The sequence below is a fragment of the Undibacterium sp. JH2W genome, assembly GCF_049340425.1.
Lineage (GTDB): Bacteria > Pseudomonadota > Gammaproteobacteria > Burkholderiales > Burkholderiaceae_D > Undibacterium.
This window is the reverse complement of the sequence record NZ_JBMPOT010000036.1, coordinates 1-17,767: the sequence shown is the minus strand read 5'-3', so window position 1 is coordinate 17,767 and position 17,767 is coordinate 1. Positions and strand designations below refer to the sequence as shown.

At 51.0% G+C, this 17,767-nt stretch carries 16 protein-coding genes and 1 pseudogene; 4 read left to right on the top strand and 13 right to left on the bottom strand.

What is annotated here, in order from left to right; all coding sequences use genetic code 11:
• Window positions 1-417: 417 nt before the first annotated feature.
• Together ACO0LC_RS28480 and ACO0LC_RS28475 are read right to left on the bottom strand one after the other, a co-directional pair.
• Complete coding sequence (locus tag ACO0LC_RS28480) at window positions 418-1,563, bottom strand: serine hydrolase domain-containing protein (RefSeq protein ID WP_423009515.1); 1,146 nt, start codon at window positions 1,561-1,563, stop codon at window positions 418-420.
• Between the two features lie 475 nt (window positions 1,564-2,038).
• Window positions 2,039-2,638 (bottom strand): NUDIX hydrolase, encoded by a 600-nt coding sequence (locus ACO0LC_RS28475; RefSeq protein WP_423009513.1) that lies wholly within the window; start codon window positions 2,636-2,638, stop codon window positions 2,039-2,041.
• Window positions 2,639-2,688: 50 nt separating this feature from the next.
• On the opposite strand from ACO0LC_RS28475, the gene ACO0LC_RS28470 reads away from it, so the two are divergent.
• Window positions 2,689-2,871, top strand: a complete 183-nt coding sequence (locus tag ACO0LC_RS28470; RefSeq protein ID WP_423009511.1) for a hypothetical protein — start codon at window positions 2,689-2,691, stop codon at window positions 2,869-2,871.
• Window positions 2,872-2,993: 122 nt separating this feature from the next.
• On the opposite strand, the gene ACO0LC_RS28465 is transcribed toward ACO0LC_RS28470, so the two are convergent.
• The 9 genes from ACO0LC_RS28465 to ACO0LC_RS28425 all read right to left on the bottom strand — a co-directional run bounded on the left by ACO0LC_RS28465 (window position 2,994) and on the right by ACO0LC_RS28425 (window position 12,758).
• Complete coding sequence (locus ACO0LC_RS28465; RefSeq protein WP_423009509.1) at window positions 2,994-3,707, bottom strand: GNAT family N-acetyltransferase; 714 nt, start codon at window positions 3,705-3,707, stop codon at window positions 2,994-2,996.
• A 634-nt stretch (window positions 3,708-4,341) separates the two neighbouring features.
• Window positions 4,342-4,656 (bottom strand): hypothetical protein, encoded by a 315-nt coding sequence (locus tag ACO0LC_RS28460; RefSeq protein ID WP_423009507.1) that lies wholly within the window; start codon window positions 4,654-4,656, stop codon window positions 4,342-4,344.
• An 81-nt stretch (window positions 4,657-4,737) separates the two neighbouring features.
• Window positions 4,738-5,043: a hypothetical protein gene (locus ACO0LC_RS28455; RefSeq protein WP_423009505.1), complete on the bottom strand. Its 306-nt coding sequence runs from the start codon at window positions 5,041-5,043 to the stop codon at window positions 4,738-4,740.
• A 360-nt stretch (window positions 5,044-5,403) separates the two neighbouring features.
• Window positions 5,404-5,814, bottom strand: coding sequence for a hypothetical protein (locus ACO0LC_RS28450; RefSeq protein ID WP_423009503.1), 411 nt, complete (start codon window positions 5,812-5,814; stop codon window positions 5,404-5,406).
• Between the two features lie 97 nt (window positions 5,815-5,911).
• Window positions 5,912-7,132, bottom strand: a complete 1,221-nt coding sequence (locus ACO0LC_RS28445) for a hypothetical protein (protein ID WP_423009501.1) — start codon at window positions 7,130-7,132, stop codon at window positions 5,912-5,914.
• Window positions 7,133-7,187: 55 nt separating this feature from the next.
• Window positions 7,188-8,279 (bottom strand): M28 family metallopeptidase, encoded by a 1,092-nt coding sequence (locus ACO0LC_RS28440; RefSeq protein ID WP_423009499.1) that lies wholly within the window; start codon window positions 8,277-8,279, stop codon window positions 7,188-7,190.
• A 121-nt stretch (window positions 8,280-8,400) separates the two neighbouring features.
• A complete protein-coding gene (locus ACO0LC_RS28435; protein ID WP_423009497.1) occupies window positions 8,401-8,871 on the bottom strand; it encodes a ricin-type beta-trefoil lectin domain protein in 471 nt (156 codons plus the stop codon).
• A 620-nt stretch (window positions 8,872-9,491) separates the two neighbouring features.
• Window positions 9,492-11,420: a M66 family metalloprotease gene (locus tag ACO0LC_RS28430; RefSeq protein ID WP_423009495.1), complete on the bottom strand. Its 1,929-nt coding sequence runs from the start codon at window positions 11,418-11,420 to the stop codon at window positions 9,492-9,494.
• Window positions 11,421-12,221: 801 nt separating this feature from the next.
• Window positions 12,222-12,758: a DUF4399 domain-containing protein gene (locus ACO0LC_RS28425; protein ID WP_423009493.1), complete on the bottom strand. Its 537-nt coding sequence runs from the start codon at window positions 12,756-12,758 to the stop codon at window positions 12,222-12,224.
• 783 nt (window positions 12,759-13,541) lie between these two features.
• On the opposite strand from ACO0LC_RS28425, the gene ACO0LC_RS28420 reads away from it, so the two are divergent.
• The 3 genes and pseudogenes from ACO0LC_RS28420 to ACO0LC_RS28410 form a co-directional block, all read left to right on the top strand.
• Window positions 13,542-13,913, top strand: coding sequence for a hypothetical protein (locus ACO0LC_RS28420; RefSeq protein ID WP_423009491.1), 372 nt, complete (start codon window positions 13,542-13,544; stop codon window positions 13,911-13,913).
• 790 nt (window positions 13,914-14,703) lie between these two features.
• Window positions 14,704-15,681: a hypothetical protein gene (locus ACO0LC_RS28415; RefSeq protein WP_423009489.1), complete on the top strand. Its 978-nt coding sequence runs from the start codon at window positions 14,704-14,706 to the stop codon at window positions 15,679-15,681.
• A gap of 141 nt (window positions 15,682-15,822) precedes the next feature.
• Window positions 15,823-15,981 (top strand): annotated as a pseudogene (locus ACO0LC_RS28410) (IS701 family transposase); the annotation flags it as partial.
• Here the strand turns inward: ACO0LC_RS28410 and ACO0LC_RS28405 are convergent.
• Complete coding sequence (locus ACO0LC_RS28405) at window positions 15,973-16,344, bottom strand: hypothetical protein (RefSeq protein ID WP_423009517.1); 372 nt, start codon at window positions 16,342-16,344, stop codon at window positions 15,973-15,975. The pseudogene ACO0LC_RS28410 and the gene ACO0LC_RS28405 overlap by 9 nt on opposite strands.
• Window positions 16,345-16,512: 168 nt before the next feature.
• Complete coding sequence (locus ACO0LC_RS28400; RefSeq protein WP_423009487.1) at window positions 16,513-17,187, bottom strand: hypothetical protein; 675 nt, start codon at window positions 17,185-17,187, stop codon at window positions 16,513-16,515.
• Window positions 17,188-17,767: the final 580 nt, after the last annotated feature.

Sequence of the window (17,767 nt, the reverse complement as noted above, 5' to 3'; positions counted from 1 at the left end):
ATCATGATCATCGCACGTAAAATATTGCGAGTTGCTTTTAGCCTGTTCAAGAACGGCGTTGATTTTAATTCTGATCTCATCTCGATAAAAACTTGACGGGAACCATAGAATCTAATCGTACCTACGCAAGTTGCGGAAAATGCCGTGTCTTGATAGCGGCCACCCCGGTAGGGTGCGTTACAACGCACCGTCATTGAATGACGATCATGTCATCCAACGTGCATTCCGTAACATCCCGTAGGTACGATTAGCGCAGCGTAATCGTACAGATCGCAGACATGACATATCGCCAGCCATGGGCAAGGAGATGAAAAACCCCCAGGATGTTAACGCGATTTTGCGAGGCAGCAGTCATTACCATCGTCCGCATGCGTACGATTACGCTGCGCTAATCGTACCTACGCTAGGCTACACCAGCTACTGCCCAGTTTTCCCCGGAAAACTCTCCAGCACGGTAGCAATACGCCCGGCCAAAGGTAAATATCCAGGTTCATAATTGGACAGCACGACCACGGTATAACCCGCATCGAGATACATATCAAGCTTGCCGTAAACGCCGGGCATTTGCCCGCTGTGGCCAACAACTTTGCCTAAGACGCCTTTGCTCAATTCAAAGCCATAACCATAGCTGCCTTTGTCGGCACGGCCAGCTGTCTGGTCTTGCCAAAATAATTGACGTGTCTCTGGCTTCAATAATTTACCGGCTTCCAGTGCCTGCGAAAATCCCAGCAAATCATGGACGCTGGAATAACCTGCACCATACCCTTCGCCACGCAAGGGCATGAAGAAAGTGTTTTCCTTCGTGCTCGCGGCCGCCCCCATATAGCCCGTGGCAAGATTCTCCAAACTCTCATCCCTGACATAATTGTCAGTGCTGCTCATACCCGCAACCTGGAACACATGCTGGCGTAAATAGTCATCGTACTTTTGCCCTGAGGCTTTTTCTATGACGCCCCCCAGCAAAAGCATGCCTAAATTGCTGTACAAATAATTGCTGCCCGGTGCAAACTCCAGCCTGGCTTCACGGGTGAAAGCCTTGTAGCCATCCAGACTTCTCAGTGCGGTTAACTGCATATAAGGGCTGTTGAAAAACTTGTCAGTAAAAATATTACCGAGGCCAGAGGTGTGCGACAGCAATTGGCCTATCGTGATTTTCTGCGCCACTTCAGGTGGCACCCAGCTTGCATCCAGATACTTGTCTACTGTATCCCCATACGACAAGCGCCCCGCTTCTGCCAGCTGGCCTATGGCAACCGCCGTAAACATTTTACCGATAGAAGCAACATTGAACCTGGTCTCCAGGGTGTTCGCCACATGATAGCGCTTGCTGGCCTCGCCACAGGCCGCTTCACTGATGATCTGCCCTCCCCTGGCAACCAGGTAGGCGCCAGAAAATTCATCCTTGCTGCAAGCGGTCTTAAAGATTTCCTGCAACCTGGACTTCAATTGCGCTTCGACAGCCGGTGCAAGCGCAGCGCTTGCAGCAGACACACCGGTTTGGGCAAAGGCCGGACCAGCAACAGCCAGACTCACGATCAGGGGCAATGCACGACGCAGACGCATACTCTTCCTTGGCAAATAGTTTGAAATGGAAACCTGCCAGATCAATTACCCGGCAGCTGTCGCTGATGAAATCGCAGATTTTATCTGATTACAAATTAAAGTAGGCAGAATTGCAAGTATTTTTTAATGTCGGGCAAGATGGCTTTGCATATCTGGCGAAAGGGTAAAACACCGTATTTGTAGGGTGCGTTACAACGCACCGATTTTGAGGGATGCGAATTCCCAGCTACACCATCGAATAACACAGAGTAGCAATATTCGCATGCTGACCTATAAAGGCATGTAGAAACATCTCTCCAGCCTCATGCGTTTCTCTGTGACTCTGTGGTATAGCAGGGGTTTCGTGCGGCCCGCGCAGGGCGGCATGCCGCGCGCCTGCGAAACGGGCAGCTCTTGCAAGTGCTGCTTTCCTCCTATGTGGTGAGTTTTCAGGTCTTAAATTTTTCGTCGTCAGCACGGTGCGTTATAACTCGCCCTACTTACAAATCGTCGCTAGCGGGCTGCCTTGGTATGTACTACCCAAAGCCAGCGCATAGGTATGCTCGATATTTGTCAATTTGGCGAGAAAGCGCTTCATATGCGGGTCTGTGCGCTCAAGTGGTACTTCGTCGAACTGAAACCAACGTGCATCCCTAAACTCGCCCTCATCAAATTGAATGCTTTGGTGGCGGCTCGCACGCACTACGTACCACAGCGAAACATCCGTATGTCCCGCAGTCAGTCCAACGGTCGTTGTTATGGTCATGAATAACGGTGCCTGTATCGGATGTGATGCCACAAAGCCGAGTTCCTCTTCCAATTCACGTTCCACTGTAACACGCGGGTGTTCGCCTTGTTCAACATGTCCGCCTGGCGGAAGCCACAACTGTGCATTTTTATGATCGACCAGCAGGACATGATCATCATCCACAACGACAAAATAGGACACAAGATGCATAGGCGGCGTGGCTGGCTTTGCTACGCGGCACAATTCCAGCCCTGAGTCTATCCATGCAAGGCAGCGAGAAATATCCTCACGTTCCATGGTATCGAAGGGAGAGATAGAAATAAGCTCATTTCGGATTTGTTTGCGCATAGTAGTCTCTAATAGCGTGTTGCAATAATCGGCTAGAACAGGAGAGCATTATGCAACAAATCGCTTACTGCAAACATATCAATGCGGATTGTACCTGCGAGGCCGGGCAATCTGCTTGTTCATCTATATGTGCACGGGCGGTGCGTTATTATGCACCCTACTGGTCAACATCATTTTTCAAGCTGCGCCATGTGGATCAATTCGACATCGACTTCATGCAGAAAATCTTCTAGTTTTCTCGGCGCAGGGCTGTCAACAAAAGCCAGTGCAATTTGGAATGAATCCAAGGCTCTCTTTGGCTCTGTGTCCCTGTGGTGAGCTTTTTGGTCTTGATCATAGTGTACAGTACTACACTCTATGCAACTGGCGGGATGACGGCGGTGCTATAGAGCGCATGCAATTCCCAGCCCAGGCTGGCATACAGGGCGCGCCCATCGGGTGTGGCCACCAGCACGCCCCCTTTTATGCCATGTTCTAAGGCGATGGCTTCCAGTTGTGTCATCACCACGCGCCCCAGGCCACGTCGCTGGTGGGCGGCCTGGGTGGCAATGTTGTCATAGATGGCCAAGCCATCCACCAGGACAATGCGGCCTGTTGCTGCTACTTCGCCATCGGCTGCCAATACCTGTACCGTAGACATCGGCTGCGCGAGCTTGATATCAAGTACATAGCCTGCTGGCAAAGCTGCAGCTTCAGACATGCGGCCAGCCAGTGTCATCAGGTAACCGGGGCGCTGTATGATCCAGTGCGCAGGCAAGATAGCCCGGAGTGCGGCGGGCGACCCGCAGGCTTTCAAGAAAACCCAGGGTTCGCTGATGGTGTGGGCCAGTTCTGCAATGTCAGGTAGCATGCCAGGGAAGACATAACGTGCTTTTTGTTCAGGCAAACCCACATCGACACGCCAGCCACCATGTTCGGCGACAGGCAAGGGAGTGCCGCGTGCCAGCGCCCAGCCCTTGAGCCAGTGCGCCAGCAATGCCGGGTTTGCCTGCAGCGCTGCAGCCTGCTCGTCTTGTGGATAATCCAGATAAGGGTCTTGCTGATGTGGTGTACCAAGAGTTGCTCTCATTGCCGTATTCCTTGAATAAGCCTGGGCTGCACATTATACGCAAGATGCAAAATGGACATGCGGCTTGGTATTGCCGTGCATTGCGGATTTGAATCGCGGTAAAAACTGGTGCGCACGGCGCACCCTACAGAAAAGTAGGGTGCGTTATAACGCACCGCCTTGGCGTCAAAATTATTTGATGGATTTTATATGAGCGAATCAAAAAAAACGATATTCGTTCGCCAGCATGACATGTTTATTGTGTCATGTTGATCGTGAAAACCGATGCGTTACAACGCACCCTACGGGTTGTGTCTCTGTGGTGAGATTCTTGGTCTTGATTTGAGCGCGTAGGTACGATTAGCGCAGCGTAATCGTACGCATGTGATACACACATAGACATAGTGTGCATTAAATGTGCAGTGTGTCATGCGTACCATTTATGCTCATGATTTGCATGAAAATTTTAAAACCCGGTGCGTTACAACGCACCCTACAAGCTGTGGTGAGATTCTTGGTCTTGATTTTAGTAAAGTACTTTACCTTGTAAAGCCCCCCTGTCAACAGACACAAAAAAATCGACGCTCTATCCAGATGAATAGAGCGTCGATCTTTTCAGGTGCGCCCCTCATCACAAGGGCGCGGGCTTAGCGGTTTATTTTGATGCTGCTGGTGCTGCCTTGGCATCGTCCGCTTTCATGTCTTTTTTCGCGTGCTTTTCAGCTTTGGAATGTTTAGTGGGCTTGGTCGCTTTGCCTGTTTCAGGCTTGGCTTCTATTGCTGCTGGCGTCGATGCTGTGGCAGAAGCTGCTACTGCTTTGGCTGCTGGTGCAGGTTTTGCTACGCTGGCGGCTGCCATTGCGCTTGCAGGTTTAGCTGGGGTACTTGCAGTCGCGCTCGCTGGTGTCTGTGCAAATGCGCTACCCAACATAATAGTGGAAGCGATGAGAGCGGTGATCAGTTTGTTCATGATATTTATCCTGGGCTGTGAGCGTTTTATTTTTTAAGCGGCAGCACCTGCTGCCGCTGGTCATTGTTTTGTAGACTGCGTTTATTTCGATGCGGCGCTGGCTGCGGCAGAGGCACCTGCTACTTTCGCTTCTTTTTTGCCATGCTTGACATGTTTTTCATGTTTGGCTGGCTTGGCTTCTGGTGTGGAAGCGGCTGGTGTTGCTGTGCTGGCAGAGGCAGGAGCGGCTACTGCCTTGGCTGCTGGAGCAGGCTTGGTAACACTGGCTGCTACTGCTGCCGAAGCAGGTTTAGCTGCGGTAGTTGCTGAAGCACTGGCGGGTGTCTGTGCAAATGCGCTACCCATAACAACTGTGGAAGCGATGATGGCGGCGATCAGTTTGTTCATGATATTTTTCCTATTCGTTTGTTTGGGTTGCTTGCTAAGTTTTGTATTTCGTTTTGCGTTTCGTAGTCATGCTACGTAAGCCAAAAACGCCGCCCGGAGACATTGCGTTGACGCAAAAAACCACAGAACATGGGGCTTAGTGTTGTTGCTCTAAACGGCGTTTGGCTTGTCAACCGTTTGCGGTGTTCATGCGTTACGCGCGTAGCAACATAAAAAAACGACACCTGCTTGCTGCATGGTGTCGTTTTTTTTTTTGGCGAAGGATTGTGCATTGCTGCTACGCGAATGATTTTTTCAGCATCGGTAAATACTGCCTTATATCGGACCTTGGGCAGCTGTCAGTTGGCTGCAGTTCTTTGCTTATCGCACGCAATGTGCAGCGTCCAGGTGATGGCTGCCGTTGATGCTGAGTTCTGAGAAGAGCAGGGGTTTTCCATCCGTGGTGAAGAGGGCGAAGTGAATGTCGCAGGGGCCGCCACCCATGATGCTGATGCTGCTGTTGTCTGCTAAGGGCAAGCGTAGAGTATCCGACACTATCTTGATTTGTCTGGCTGGTATCAAGGACTGGTGCCTGGGCACGGTGATGTAGTGGCCCTGATATTTGCCGCCGTGGATATTGCTATGAAAACCTATGGGGGCTACATCTATTTGTATGCTGCTACTGTCTTTATTATAAGAATAGATGCTGAGCCTGATGTCGTTCGAGAGACTGACACAGGCGGTCAGACACATGATGATCGACAGGTAGAGCCAGGCATGCAGGCTGCGCATCGTGATCTCGCTTGTAAAAAATGATAGATAGAGGGGTTTGCCAGCACAAGTGCATGGGCGTGCTTTGTATCATACCTGGCAAACCTCAAAAAAACATTTATCGTTTGAACCATTCGCTATGTAGCAGAGTGGGGATGCTGATCGGGTCCCAGACGGCGCCGCCTTCGTTTTGTGTACTCAGCACCGGGGCATAGCCGGGTTCGCGCAGCATGAACAGGCGGTTGAAGTTATCGAAACCGCGCGACATGATGCCTGTGGGTGTATGTTCCAGGTCAAAGGTGTGGCCCAGCTCATGCAGGCTGGCACCCATGCCGGTGGCGCATTGTGCCCAGTAGCTTTCGCGGTTGCCGCTGTCGTCAGGCAAGACGAGTGTGTCGATTTTTTTGGTATTGCTAAAGCTGGCTGACAATTGATCGAGGCTACCCGGGCAGGCATACAGATGCAAGGAACCAAAGATGCCGAGGTTGCCACCACCCAGCGCGGCATGGCCTAGAAATTTACCATTCTGGTAGCTGGAAAATCCCATGGTGACCATGTTCTTGAAATTGCTGGAAGCTGGTTCGGCTTGCAGGGCATTGGCAATGGCCTGGTAGATTTCATTATCGTCTTTTGCATGCAGTTGCGCGCGCGTCAGTGGCAGGCGCAAGGTGCTGATGATGGGTTTGCCATAGCCGTCTTCCACCAGGGCATAGGTGAGGCGCTGGCTGGCTCCTTTGTAGAGCATTTCGGCAGTGGCGGATTGCATCAGCAGCGCTTGCAGGGCAATGCGGGTCTTGGCTTCTTCCATGCTATTGGGCATGCCAGCTTCGGCGACAAAGCGGCCATCGTCATCGGCGGCGATGGCATACATCATCCTGACTTTTTTGGGATTATCAGCGGCGACATAATTGATGCGGATATTGCCGCTCTGACCACCAGCGCTAAAGCTGATATCGTTGGCCCCCACATGCAGGGGAATGACGGCCTTGAAATTACCTTCGACTACCTCGGCCACATAAACTTTTTCTGCGGTGGTGATGTTGATGCTCTTGACTTCGCTGCCGACAGTGCCTGCCAGTATCGGCAAGGAATAACGGATGGTGTCATTGTCCTTGAAGTTACTGACATTGATGCTGGCTGGTTTGCTGGGTTTGGCGGGCTGTACCGGTTCTGGCCTGGACGCTGCATTCTTGGTATCGCTGGATGAACCGCCGCAGCCAGCCAGCAAGGCCAGCATGCTGGCGGCCAGGGCAGCGTGCATGCCGTGGCGATAGCGTGCCAGCAGGCTGTGCGCTGTCTGCTCATCAAGTGGAAGTGAAGATGTCTTGTTAGTACGCATGGTGATAGGGCTTTCTTTGTTTCAGGTGTGCTTGAAAATGTGTATGGCTGTCAGATCAGGATTTGACATGTACGCGCGGGTCCTGGTCGACTTTCCACAGGAAATCGAAGATGGTTTTGGTGGCGATGGCGGCGGGGTCGAAGTGCACGCTTTCCCAGGTATCCGTGGTTTTGTGATAGGTGGGAATATTCTGTATCGTGCCAAACACGCGGTTGTTGATGCCGATTTTTCCAAAGGGGCCAGCGTCATAGGAAAAAGTATTTTTCTTTTCCGGCGGGTATTCGTGTGAATACTCGTCACTGTCATCATCGCTGTCGTTATAGACTTCCTGATACCAGGTGTTGGCATACTCATCGCGCCGGGCTTGTGAGAAATTGTTCCACTTGTCAAAGCCCAGGCCTATCATGTCTATGCTGATCATAAGCACGATATTTTTGTTTGGCGCACCAGGCACAGGGTGAGCCACGTGGTACATGGAACCCATTTCATGCTGCTCTTCTGCGCCGTAGGCAATGAACATCAGGGTACGCTTGTTGGCGATGTTGCGGGCCTTGAGCTGGGCAAAGGCGCGGGCCAGTTCCATGGTCGCTGCCAGGCCAGATAAGTCATCATTGGCACCGGGATAATGGATGCCATCCGGCGTGCGGCCCAGATGGTCGCGGTGGCCGCTGATGATGATGACTTCTCTGGACAAGACCGGGTCAGTACCCGGCAATATGCCGATGATATTGCTGCTGGCCATACGTTCGCCAAACAGCGGGTTTTCGGGGTTGCCGTGGCTCTCGCCATCGGGCTCGACGATAGTGGTGTTGAAGCGCTGTAAATAGCTGTCACCAAAGGCGGGCTGCAAGCCTATGGCCCTGAACTCGTTGACGAGATAGTTTTCGGCCAGCTGGTCGCCGGTGGTGCCAGGCAAGCGGCCTTCATATTTTGCGCTGGCCAACTCGCGCACCAGTTCACTCATTCTTTGTGCGCTAATGGCAATGCCCTGCTCTGCTGTTGAGGGGGCAGGCTGGGCTGCCTTGCCATTGCTATTTCCATTGCTATTGCCCGCACTACCGCCGCAGGCATTCAGGCCCAGTGCCAGCCCCGTGGCCAATAGGAGGAATATGCTGAATTTTATAACTGCATCGTGGATTTTCTTCATCTTGATCTCTTACTTTTTTTGATGATGTGTATGACTTTTTTGTGCGCCAAACAGCGATGCACAAAAAGCAGGCGCTGCTTGATACCTGGCGCATGCCAGTGCAACTCAGCGCCTGCTCACTTCAGCGTAACAAGACCCAGCTCTGGGCATTGGTGGCATTGCATTCCCACAATTGCACGCGGGTGCCATCGTCGGTATTGCCGTTATCCACATCCAGGCATTTGCCAGCGATGCCACGCAACTCACCTTTGGCATATGACCAGCGCTGGGCGTTGGTGCCATTGCACTGGAAAATTTGTATGCGCGTGCCGTCGGCACTATTGCCATTGTCCACGTCCAGGCATTTGCCAGCAGAGCCGCGCACTTCACCTGTGCGCTGGTTGTAATTCCATTGCTGCGCTGGTGTGCCATTGCATTCCCAGATTTGCACCCTGGCACCATCATGGGTTTTGTTTTGTTCGACATCCAGACACTTGCCTGCAAGGCCGCGAATTTCTGCTGCATAGGCAGTGGCAGGTGCGCCGATGACATAGGTGGCCATGAAGGAAAGGGCCAGCATGATGGCTTGCTTTTTGATGGTTTGCTTTTTCATTGTTTCTTCTTTCTTGTGATTACAACTGCCTCGCCTGCGCTTGCTGCTCACTTCTTGCCAGCCATTGCGCTAACCATGACGCGCACGCAGCTTGCCAACTACCGGCGTGGTGAACGCAGGCAAGCGACAGGGAGGGTGTGGCAGACGCCATGGGGTCTGGCAAGGCGGCTAGCGAATGCACATCAGTGCACAGGCTGCGGCTGTGTAAGGTACATCGTCAAAATGGGCTTGCCTGTTGGCTTGCAGCCCGTCTGGTTTTCAGCTGGGCAAGTTCAGCTGCCCGGCAAAAATCGGCGCGAGTGCGCTTATGCAACAAGTTGGCAGATAGCGGCACTTGGCATGTGTTGTCATTACTTGACGTTACATTAACAAACTATAGCACACAGAGTGATAAAAAATGCATGTAAAAAAGTTATGCATTCTCTTGTTCTGGTAATACGTTTGAAGATTGTTGATACAAGCCAATATTGAGTTAATACCAGTTGAATATCGTTTCTGCCTGGCCTGCAGAAAGCATGTAAATCATCATCCTGGCTGCAAATGCAGGGTCGCTCCAATACCAGTTCTGTGGGGCAATGGCGCAAAAATTTTCGCCATTGCCGTTTTTTTATGGCCTGCGTTTATAGGCTCCTGCTGGTCAAGACCCTGGGGTTCTTGCCTATGCCATTCCAGGCCATGGGGGTATCCAGCAGTTCTATCTTGCGTACGGTTTTTGCAGCACTGATGTTGATACCAGACATCTTGAAGCTGTCGCCATTTTTTGGGTCCAGATAACTGGCCGGGCTAGCGCCGCGCGGATCGCCAGGCGGACGCCTGCCTTGTTGCAACATGATGTGCTGGACACTGCCATCCTGATAGCTGATGCGCAGCGTAAAGTCGCAGCCGGTCTGATGGCAATACGAGAAATATTTGCCGCTGTCGGGATGGATTTCTGCCACCTGGCTGGCATTGGTGGGGTCGACATAGCGACGCAGATTGCCCTGGTAGGCAGCAGCCAGCGGATAGATCTGCGCTACATTGGCCGTGCTTGCCAGACTATGGGTCCAGATGATGGTGCGTACCGCTACGTTTCTCACAGAAGGAAAACCATTGTCAAAGCCATTGGCATCGGCATCCAGATCGGTAAGCGGCGTATAGCCCACCCGTTTTTTGTCTATGCTGTCCCAACGGCTGTAACCGCTGGCGAACTTGCTGTCGACAAAGATTCTGCCGCCCTGGTACTGGTGTTTGCCCTTGCTATCTAGCGTAGTCTTGCCCTCAAAAAATTGCTGTATCAGGCCCGCATGAAAATCAGAAAACATGCTGAAATGGTCGCCACTGGACTGGTCACCATCGCCACCCTGCATGGGATCTTGTTTGACGCAACGACCGAGGCTATCCTTGATGCGCTCAGGCTCATTGAGGCAAGCATCGGCATAATTTTGCGCTGTGCGTGGCACCAGCGTGCCAAGGAATTTTTTGCGCACGCTGTCATAACCCCAGGCCGAGCCCAGCAAGCTGCCCGCGACATAAGGGTAGGCACCTGCGGCATAGGCTTCCCCCGCGTGTGCCATGCCAAAACCATGGCCGACTTCATGGATGAAAGTATCGCTAAAGAGGTGGTCGCCCGTGGCATGGGTAGCGCCGCCATAGCCACCGCCGGTTTCGGCAAACTGGCCATCGGCTCCCAGCATCAGCAGTGGTGCATACATCTGGTTATGGGTGCTGGTTTCACCATTGGCGACTTGCAAGGCTTCCAGCACCAGCAAGGCCGAGTTCATGATGGCATAACCCTCTTTTTGCTGGTCCTTGTTATCGACGCGATAGGCAGCGTCAGTGCCATTCGGGGCGATGATGATATACGGCCAGTCCAGCCGCGCCACAGGATGATTCTTCACATTCAGGCGTGACACTGGCCACTTGGCATATAACTCCTGATAAGTCGCCTTGTCCGGATTGCCAGTCACTGCATAGGGGAAGGTATTGGCATCATTCGCACCAAACAAATACATGGGTACTATCCACATATCCAGATCCGTATCGGCCCCCACTTCTGGCTTCTTGAAATCACTGGGCGAGAAATTGTCAGCCACCACGCGCAAAGCCACACCAGGCAAGACCATATTGGCGGGCAAGACTGCGCTGTAGAGATTGCTGGCAAACGTGCTGCCACCGTCTTCTGTAGGTGACAATTTGTCTGGCGTGAGCAGGCTGATTTGTCCCAGCTTTTGATTATTCAGCCAGGCTTCCAGCACCGGGTTTTGTGGCGCTGTACTCTTCAAATCCACCATCACCAGGGTGTCACGCTGGCCAGTCAGATGCAGGCTGCCCATCTCCTCGCCATTTTTGTTTTTCCATTGCAGGCCCGCTTCGGGCAACACATGGGTTTGCGCAAATTGCATAGGCCCGAGGCTCAGGGCCTTGCCCGGTGGCGGGCCAGCCAGGGCTGCGCCGCTATTCGCAGCAGAGCTGCGCCCTTTTTCTGTACTACCGCCACCACAAGCACTTAACATCAGCGCAGCCAGGGTGGCTAGCGCGGCTGCGCCTAGCATAGGATATTGCTTATTCATGTTGACTCCATTGAATTGATCGCTGCTTTCCCAGGCCTGCAGGAAAGTCCTCACCCTGAAGGTGACGTCGTCTATGTAGCCTCGCTGTCCAAGTCTTGAATAAGTACGCTACATGACGTTACAGTATGTTACTTTGAAATTGGAAACGAATCCAAAATAGTTGCAAATAAATCAAAAGGTACATCCAGACTGGACCAAAGGTATCGTGCGACAACCCGTGCCAGCCTGAAATTGCTTAGGGGAAATTACAAAATTGCGGTGAGCAAGTGCCGTGGCCGCAGACAATCTGCAGGTGCGTTATATCGAGACGAAAAGCTTAAGCCCTGAAAACTCAGCACAGAGACACAGAGAAATACAGGAGGCTGTGTAGCTTGTGTAGCCTGTGTAGGTACGATTAGCGCAGCGTAATCGTACGCATGGTAACCATCACTTTCTATTCTTTTTGAAAAGCATGGCAGTTTTGTAGGGTGCGTTGTAACGCACCATGCAGGGAGAAAATGCGTGGCGTGATGCGCAAGGCGGTGCGTTATAACGCACCCTACTGGCTGTCGGTATTTTTGAGAGGCACATCACCCGCAGAAGAAAAGCATAAGACCTGAAAACCCACCAAAGAGACACAGAGAAATACAGGAGGCCGTGTAGCTTGTGTAGGTACGATTAGCGCAGCGTAATCGTACGCATGGTAACTGCCACTTTCTATCCTGCTTGAAAAGCATGGCAATTTTGAAGGGTGCGTTATAACGCACCATGTAGGGAGAAAATGCGTGGCGTGATGCGCAAGGCGGTGCGTTATAACGCACCCTACTGGCTAGGCAAAACCTCGATATTGATTTCTTTGCTGGCGATGTAATACGGCACGTGCTGGTGATTGGCGAACATCAGGCGCAGCTTGTGTTTGCCGGGTGGCAGGTTGAGCACGGTCTCGGTTTCACCCTTGCCAAAGTGCTTGTAGTGCTGGCGCTGGTATTCATCGGCCTTGTCAAAGGGGATGGGTTTCTTGATGTCTTGCGGCAAATCCAGGTCGATCAGGATATGGTGATGACCCGTGCCTTCGATCTCACCCGCGGCCACAGGGGCCACGCCCATGCCGGATACAGAGAATGCCACGCGAAAAGGCGCGTGCAGCTTGTCACCCTCTCTGATGTTCAAAAAATACAGGGCTTTTTCGCCCACAGGAAAAGGCAGGGTGCGCTCCAAGGCACTGACGCTGCATATCGTTGCATCCGGCGTATTTACGGCAGGTTTTAGTTTGCCAGTATCGGCCGAGAAAGTCAGGCAAGGCAGCGACAAGAGTATCGCCAGATAAGACGCATGGGATTTTTTGAGCTGGAATGTCATTGTGTAGTCTCCGCTGCACGGTCGATTTTTTGAGATTTTTGCCGAAGTATTTCAGACTGTCACACCAAGTATCTACCCCAACTGATACATGCGCCTTACACCCGGTGATGAGACGATGGACGAAAGAATAACATGCTTACCTGGGCCGTGTCAGCCCGCGTAGGTACGATTAGCTCAGCGTAATCGTACGCATGATAAGCCTCACTCTCTATCCTGTTTAAAAAGCATGGCTGCTTCACGGTAGGCAATCAAGTATCAACCAGGTGCCAGTTGAAATAGCTAAGTGCGCCTCACAAGATGTTATTGAGGCCTGTGCTTGTGCAAGGCCTTGCATGCGTACGATTACGCTGCTGCGCTAATCGTACCTATGGGCCCTAGCTTAAATAAGCAAGGGGGATTTTTGCTGTAGCACTGTCGTACCTCGTGCAAGCTATTCTCGCCCCAGGGAGTTGGCAATCAATAAATATCCACACTACATGTCAAATTATTATTGAAAAGTATATTTTTTGCATGTAATATTGCTATTGCAAATTGCATCAATAGCAAGACTTCCCTAAAAAGCACATAAACAAGCATTTTGGGGCCAGGTGTTCTGCCAGGTATGCGAATGGTGAATATTTGCTGGCTGCTACCTTTTGTGCAGATGTTTGCTGGCATAACGACACCCCTGCGGGAGCCCATCGTTATGGCAATACGATCTCTGTTAAAAGTTCTCAGTGCTAACTAAAGATATAAAGGGTCGAATTTTGTTGCATTCAAACTACTTACTTTCAAAGGCGTATCATGGATCACAAAGTCAATGTCTCAGAATCAAAAGTATCGTCCACACCAACCGAATTTGCGTCTAGCTCAGGCTATGATTCAGGATGGATTGCTGCTACCAATACCACCTCCAGCAATCTCGTTGTCACTCACAATCTGGGAAACGCACCAACCAGCGTCCGCATCATGTTTTCCCCCGATCAGGAAACAGTCTACCCTGTCCTCTGGTCATGGGACCCTAATAACTCAGGCAATCCCGTCTCCATCTGGGCCAATCGAAACACCATCAACCTCTCCATTTACAGTGGCACTCCTTTGCACGGTACGTGGAACGGCAATACTAGCCAGTGGACACATTGGAATACTGGATATTTCCGCATCTTTGCATCCTGAACACGCACTTGCGATTGCTGACAGGGAAAGCAGGGAGGGCCAGAGCAAGCTTTAAGCCAGGATTTTTCTGAGTAGTTACTGCCCTCCCAAAAAAACGACGCCGCGCCTAAAAGCAGGAGTCGTTTTTTTATCCCCGCATATTACTCACACCGGCATCACGCAAATGCGCCAGCCCGCGTAGGTACGATTAGCGCAGCGTAATCGTACGCATGATAAGCGCCACTCTCTACCCTGCTTGAAAAACTTGGCGGCTTGCCAGTTGTCAATCAAGTATAAGCGAAGCGCCAGTTGAGATAACTAAGTGCGCCTCACGAGATGTTATTGAGGCCTGTGCTTATGCAAGGCCTTGCATGCGTACGATTACGCTGCGTTGATTTTAACTCTGATCTCATCTCGATAAAAACTTGACGGGAACCATAGAATCTAATCGTACCTACTGGCCCTGACAGATCAAAATATTATTACATACGGTAATGAGCCTGTATCTCACCCTGATTGCGGTCCCCCATTTTTTTACGCTCATCGTCACTCACTGCGGACTCGTCCATCGCATATGTGATGAGATATTGCGTTGTAGCGCGACAGAGCAAACATCAAAGTCAAGCAGCCCGTACAAGTCTACTTACACTTTGTTGCGCATTAATATAAAACACACAATTAATTGGTTGACATGGTTTTTACGGTAATGCACCATCATCCGGCTTAATGCAGCAATTGCGCTCTGTCGCCATGCCTGGGGCATGTGGATATGCAGCTTTGTTCATCCACCCTATCAACTTCATTTGCTTACATGAAAAAATCAACTACCTCTGGCGCTGTTCGTTTTTTGTCAGCGAGTCTGGCATTGTCCTGTCTGGCCGCACCTGTGCTGGCGGCGGACTATAATCCTTATCCTAAGGCCGGTATTTATGATGCCAGCGATAAAGGTTTTGAGCGTTTGTTGACGGTAAAACCTGATGGCAAATTCACACTGGAAGTTTCTGAAAAAGGCAAGCCTGGCAATTTGCGCAGCGGGGCCGGGGAAGGTAAATTATCCGATGCGCCTGGCGGATGGAACTTTAGTGAGGGACGTTGCACAATGACCTTAAAGCGCGCAGCTGGTGGCATGCAAATGCATGTGGAAGCTTGCGCCAGTTCCTGGGGCGATGTCCCCTTCGATGGTAAATATGCGTTCCAGGGCGAGGAAGTTGCTGCGACTCCTGTCAAATCAGCATTAGTTACTACACCAGCGCCCAAAGCAACTGCGCCAGCTTCTCTCGCAAGCACGATGCCCGCCGCGGCTGCTGAGCCCGCTGGTGCGGCCACAACGCCCACCAGCACGATGTCACTGTCGCGCAAGGAATGGAAAGATAAATGGGGCAACGTTACGGCCGAATTCATCACTGGCCACTTTGTGCAGGTATTGGCACAACGCTCCAGTGACAACCCAACAGGACCAGGACTTGATCATTATTCAAATGCCGCAGTTATTGTCGATACCATTAACGACTATGAAAAGGCTAGTGCTGCAGAGATGGCAAAACCGCCTTTGAAACAGTACGCACTTCCTTTGCCGGTTGTCACAGCCAAAGAAGGCGTGAAATTTGAAACTGAATGCAGTTATGGCAAATCTGCCATGGCCTTTGTAATCAGTATGGACAGCTATGGAAAAGGGAATATTCTCACCCGCAAGCGTGTCAGTGGCTGGATGCTGGATAGCAAACTGCAACTGACTGAAGTCAAGCCCGCCAGCAAGATCAAATGCCCACAAACAAGCGCTTTCTATTGAAGGCCCCTTACAAGCTATCATAAAAATTTGAATTGGACGCCTGCAGGTGTCCTTTCATGATTAAGACTTACGCAAAAAAAGTGAGCTATTTCAAAAATGATGTGAACCCAAAGCGGCTTTAAAGTCTGTAAATTAGAGGGTATGACAACGAAACGCCCGAGCCGACTAGATTACTGCCAATACTTGCTGGTAAGTCAAATCAACTACACAATTACCAACTACGCCGACCATGCGCCAACGGAAATAAGCTATGATACGATCAATCGCTACCTGCGAGAGGACAGGCTAACGCTACGCTTGTGTTCGTTTGCTAGCTGAATTGCCCCTGTCAGTTTGATCCACCTTCCACTTCCTGGCGAAGGCGACCACCCGGTCATACGACCCCTCAAATCCCAGTGCTTTCAGATCGAGATGAAGCTGCTTTAAGCTTCGTCGCTGCTTACGATTTTTGCTGGCTTCGGTTTTAAGCCAGCTCGAAAGCTGCCATGCATATTTGTCGATCGCACTGGCTGTTTGTCGATCCGCATAGGCTGGCTCTTTGACTTCAGAGCGCAGATAGCGCCAGCCCGCGTAGGTACGATTAGCGCAGCGTAATCGTACGCATGATAACCCCCACTCTCTATCCTGCTTGAAAAGCTTGGCGGCTTGCCAGTTGTCAATCAAGTATAAGCAAAGCGCCAGTTGAGATAGCTAAGCGCCTCACGAGATGTTATTGAGGCCTGTGCTTATGCAAGGCCTTGCATGCGTACGATTACGCTGCGCTAATCGTACCTACGGGGCATGCGCGTATTGCCAGGCACAAATAGACGACACGCCGATTTTTCTCAGACATCATTGAAAACGACATCCTAAGTCTTTTTTCCATTTGGCCCTGAGTTTTTTTTCTGAAAGTACTTCAGTAATTCTTTGAGATATTAATGACACCTTAAACCCCAGAATCTGCCCCATATTTTTACACGATGAGTGAGGCGGCACTTCGGCAATAACCAGGAGTTCTTTGTTTAGCCAAGCGAGGGCGCCAACATTGGCAATTTCAGCTTCCCCATTGCCACAGCGAAGAAAAATCTTGGTGGCTTGCTCTATACTATTTTGCAGATCGAACAAAGCTGTTGAGCCATCGCCACTGATGCTGTACAAACTTGTCGCCCAAGTTCCGGTGAGCCCGCCATCGCTGACCGTGATAGCAAAATACCTGGAATCTCCGCTCCAAAGAACTTCCATCAATGCTGGATTTGGAATGACATCCAAGATCGATGCTTGCGCGCCACGTTTTTGTACGCTGACACCTGTTTCATTGGCCTGAATTGTAAACACAGCATCTGGAGATGACAGGGTTTGTGCTTGCAGTGTATCTTCACTAAACAAGCGCTGCGCCTTTGCCGAAAAAATCCCCCGGCATTGATGGCTTGCTGCTGCAAATACATCGCCTAAGCCCGCGTAGGTACGATTAGCGCAGCGTAATCGTACGCATGTTAGCTGTTGCTCTCTATTCTGCTTGAAAAGCATAGCCGCTTCACGTTAGTCAATCAAGTATAAACCACGCGTCTGTTGAGATAGTGCGTGGTCATCATGAAATATTCCTGGGGTCTGTCATTATTTCAGGCCCAGCATGCGTACGATTACGCTGCGCTAATCGTACCTACGGGGGAGGAACTCAGCCAGCATATTCGAGGGACAAGTTGCAGCGAACACCTGCAAATCCCTTGCTACTTGAATCCAGATATCGACTGCTTGCGATCAGATGCGCAATCGTAGGTAAGACTCCTTGGCTATGCAATAGGCAGCCCGCGTAGGTACGATTAGCGCAGCGTAATCGTACGCATGTTAGCTGTTGCTCTCTATTCTGCTTGAAAAGCATAGCCGCTTCACGTTAGTCAATCAAGTATAAACCACGCGTCTGCTGAGATAGTGCGTGGTCATCATGAAATATTCCTGGGGTCTGTCATTATTTCCTGCGCAGCATGCGTACGATTACGCTGCGCTTGTATGGTTATAAGTGACGATTTCTGGGAAACTAGAAAGCGTCGGGGTGGAGGGACAACGCTGCGCATCTGCAGTTTTAGCTGACAGACTCGATTAGAACTCT

Coding starts and splice junctions, on each gene's coding strand:
- ACO0LC_RS28480 (WP_423009515.1), bottom strand. CDS start 1,563: ATGCGTCTGCGTCGTGCATTGCCCCTGATCGTGAGTCTGGCTGTTGCT.
- ACO0LC_RS28475 (WP_423009513.1), bottom strand. CDS start 2,638: ATGCGCAAACAAATCCGAAATGAGCTTATTTCTATCTCTCCCTTCGAT.
- ACO0LC_RS28470 (WP_423009511.1), top strand. CDS start 2,689: ATGCAACAAATCGCTTACTGCAAACATATCAATGCGGATTGTACCTGC.
- ACO0LC_RS28465 (WP_423009509.1), bottom strand. CDS start 3,707: ATGAGAGCAACTCTTGGTACACCACATCAGCAAGACCCTTATCTGGAT.
- ACO0LC_RS28460 (WP_423009507.1), bottom strand. CDS start 4,656: ATGAACAAACTGATCACCGCTCTCATCGCTTCCACTATTATGTTGGGT.
- ACO0LC_RS28455 (WP_423009505.1), bottom strand. CDS start 5,043: ATGAACAAACTGATCGCCGCCATCATCGCTTCCACAGTTGTTATGGGT.
- ACO0LC_RS28450 (WP_423009503.1), bottom strand. CDS start 5,814: ATGCGCAGCCTGCATGCCTGGCTCTACCTGTCGATCATCATGTGTCTG.
- ACO0LC_RS28445 (WP_423009501.1), bottom strand. CDS start 7,132: ATGCGTACTAACAAGACATCTTCACTTCCACTTGATGAGCAGACAGCG.
- ACO0LC_RS28440 (WP_423009499.1), bottom strand. CDS start 8,279: ATGAAGAAAATCCACGATGCAGTTATAAAATTCAGCATATTCCTCCTA.
- ACO0LC_RS28435 (WP_423009497.1), bottom strand. CDS start 8,871: ATGAAAAAGCAAACCATCAAAAAGCAAGCCATCATGCTGGCCCTTTCC.
- ACO0LC_RS28430 (WP_423009495.1), bottom strand. CDS start 11,420: ATGAATAAGCAATATCCTATGCTAGGCGCAGCCGCGCTAGCCACCCTG.
- ACO0LC_RS28425 (WP_423009493.1), bottom strand. CDS start 12,758: ATGACATTCCAGCTCAAAAAATCCCATGCGTCTTATCTGGCGATACTC.
- ACO0LC_RS28420 (WP_423009491.1), top strand. CDS start 13,542: ATGGATCACAAAGTCAATGTCTCAGAATCAAAAGTATCGTCCACACCA.
- ACO0LC_RS28415 (WP_423009489.1), top strand. CDS start 14,704: ATGAAAAAATCAACTACCTCTGGCGCTGTTCGTTTTTTGTCAGCGAGT.
- ACO0LC_RS28400 (WP_423009487.1), bottom strand. CDS start 17,187: ATGCTTTTCAAGCAGAATAGAGAGCAACAGCTAACATGCGTACGATTA.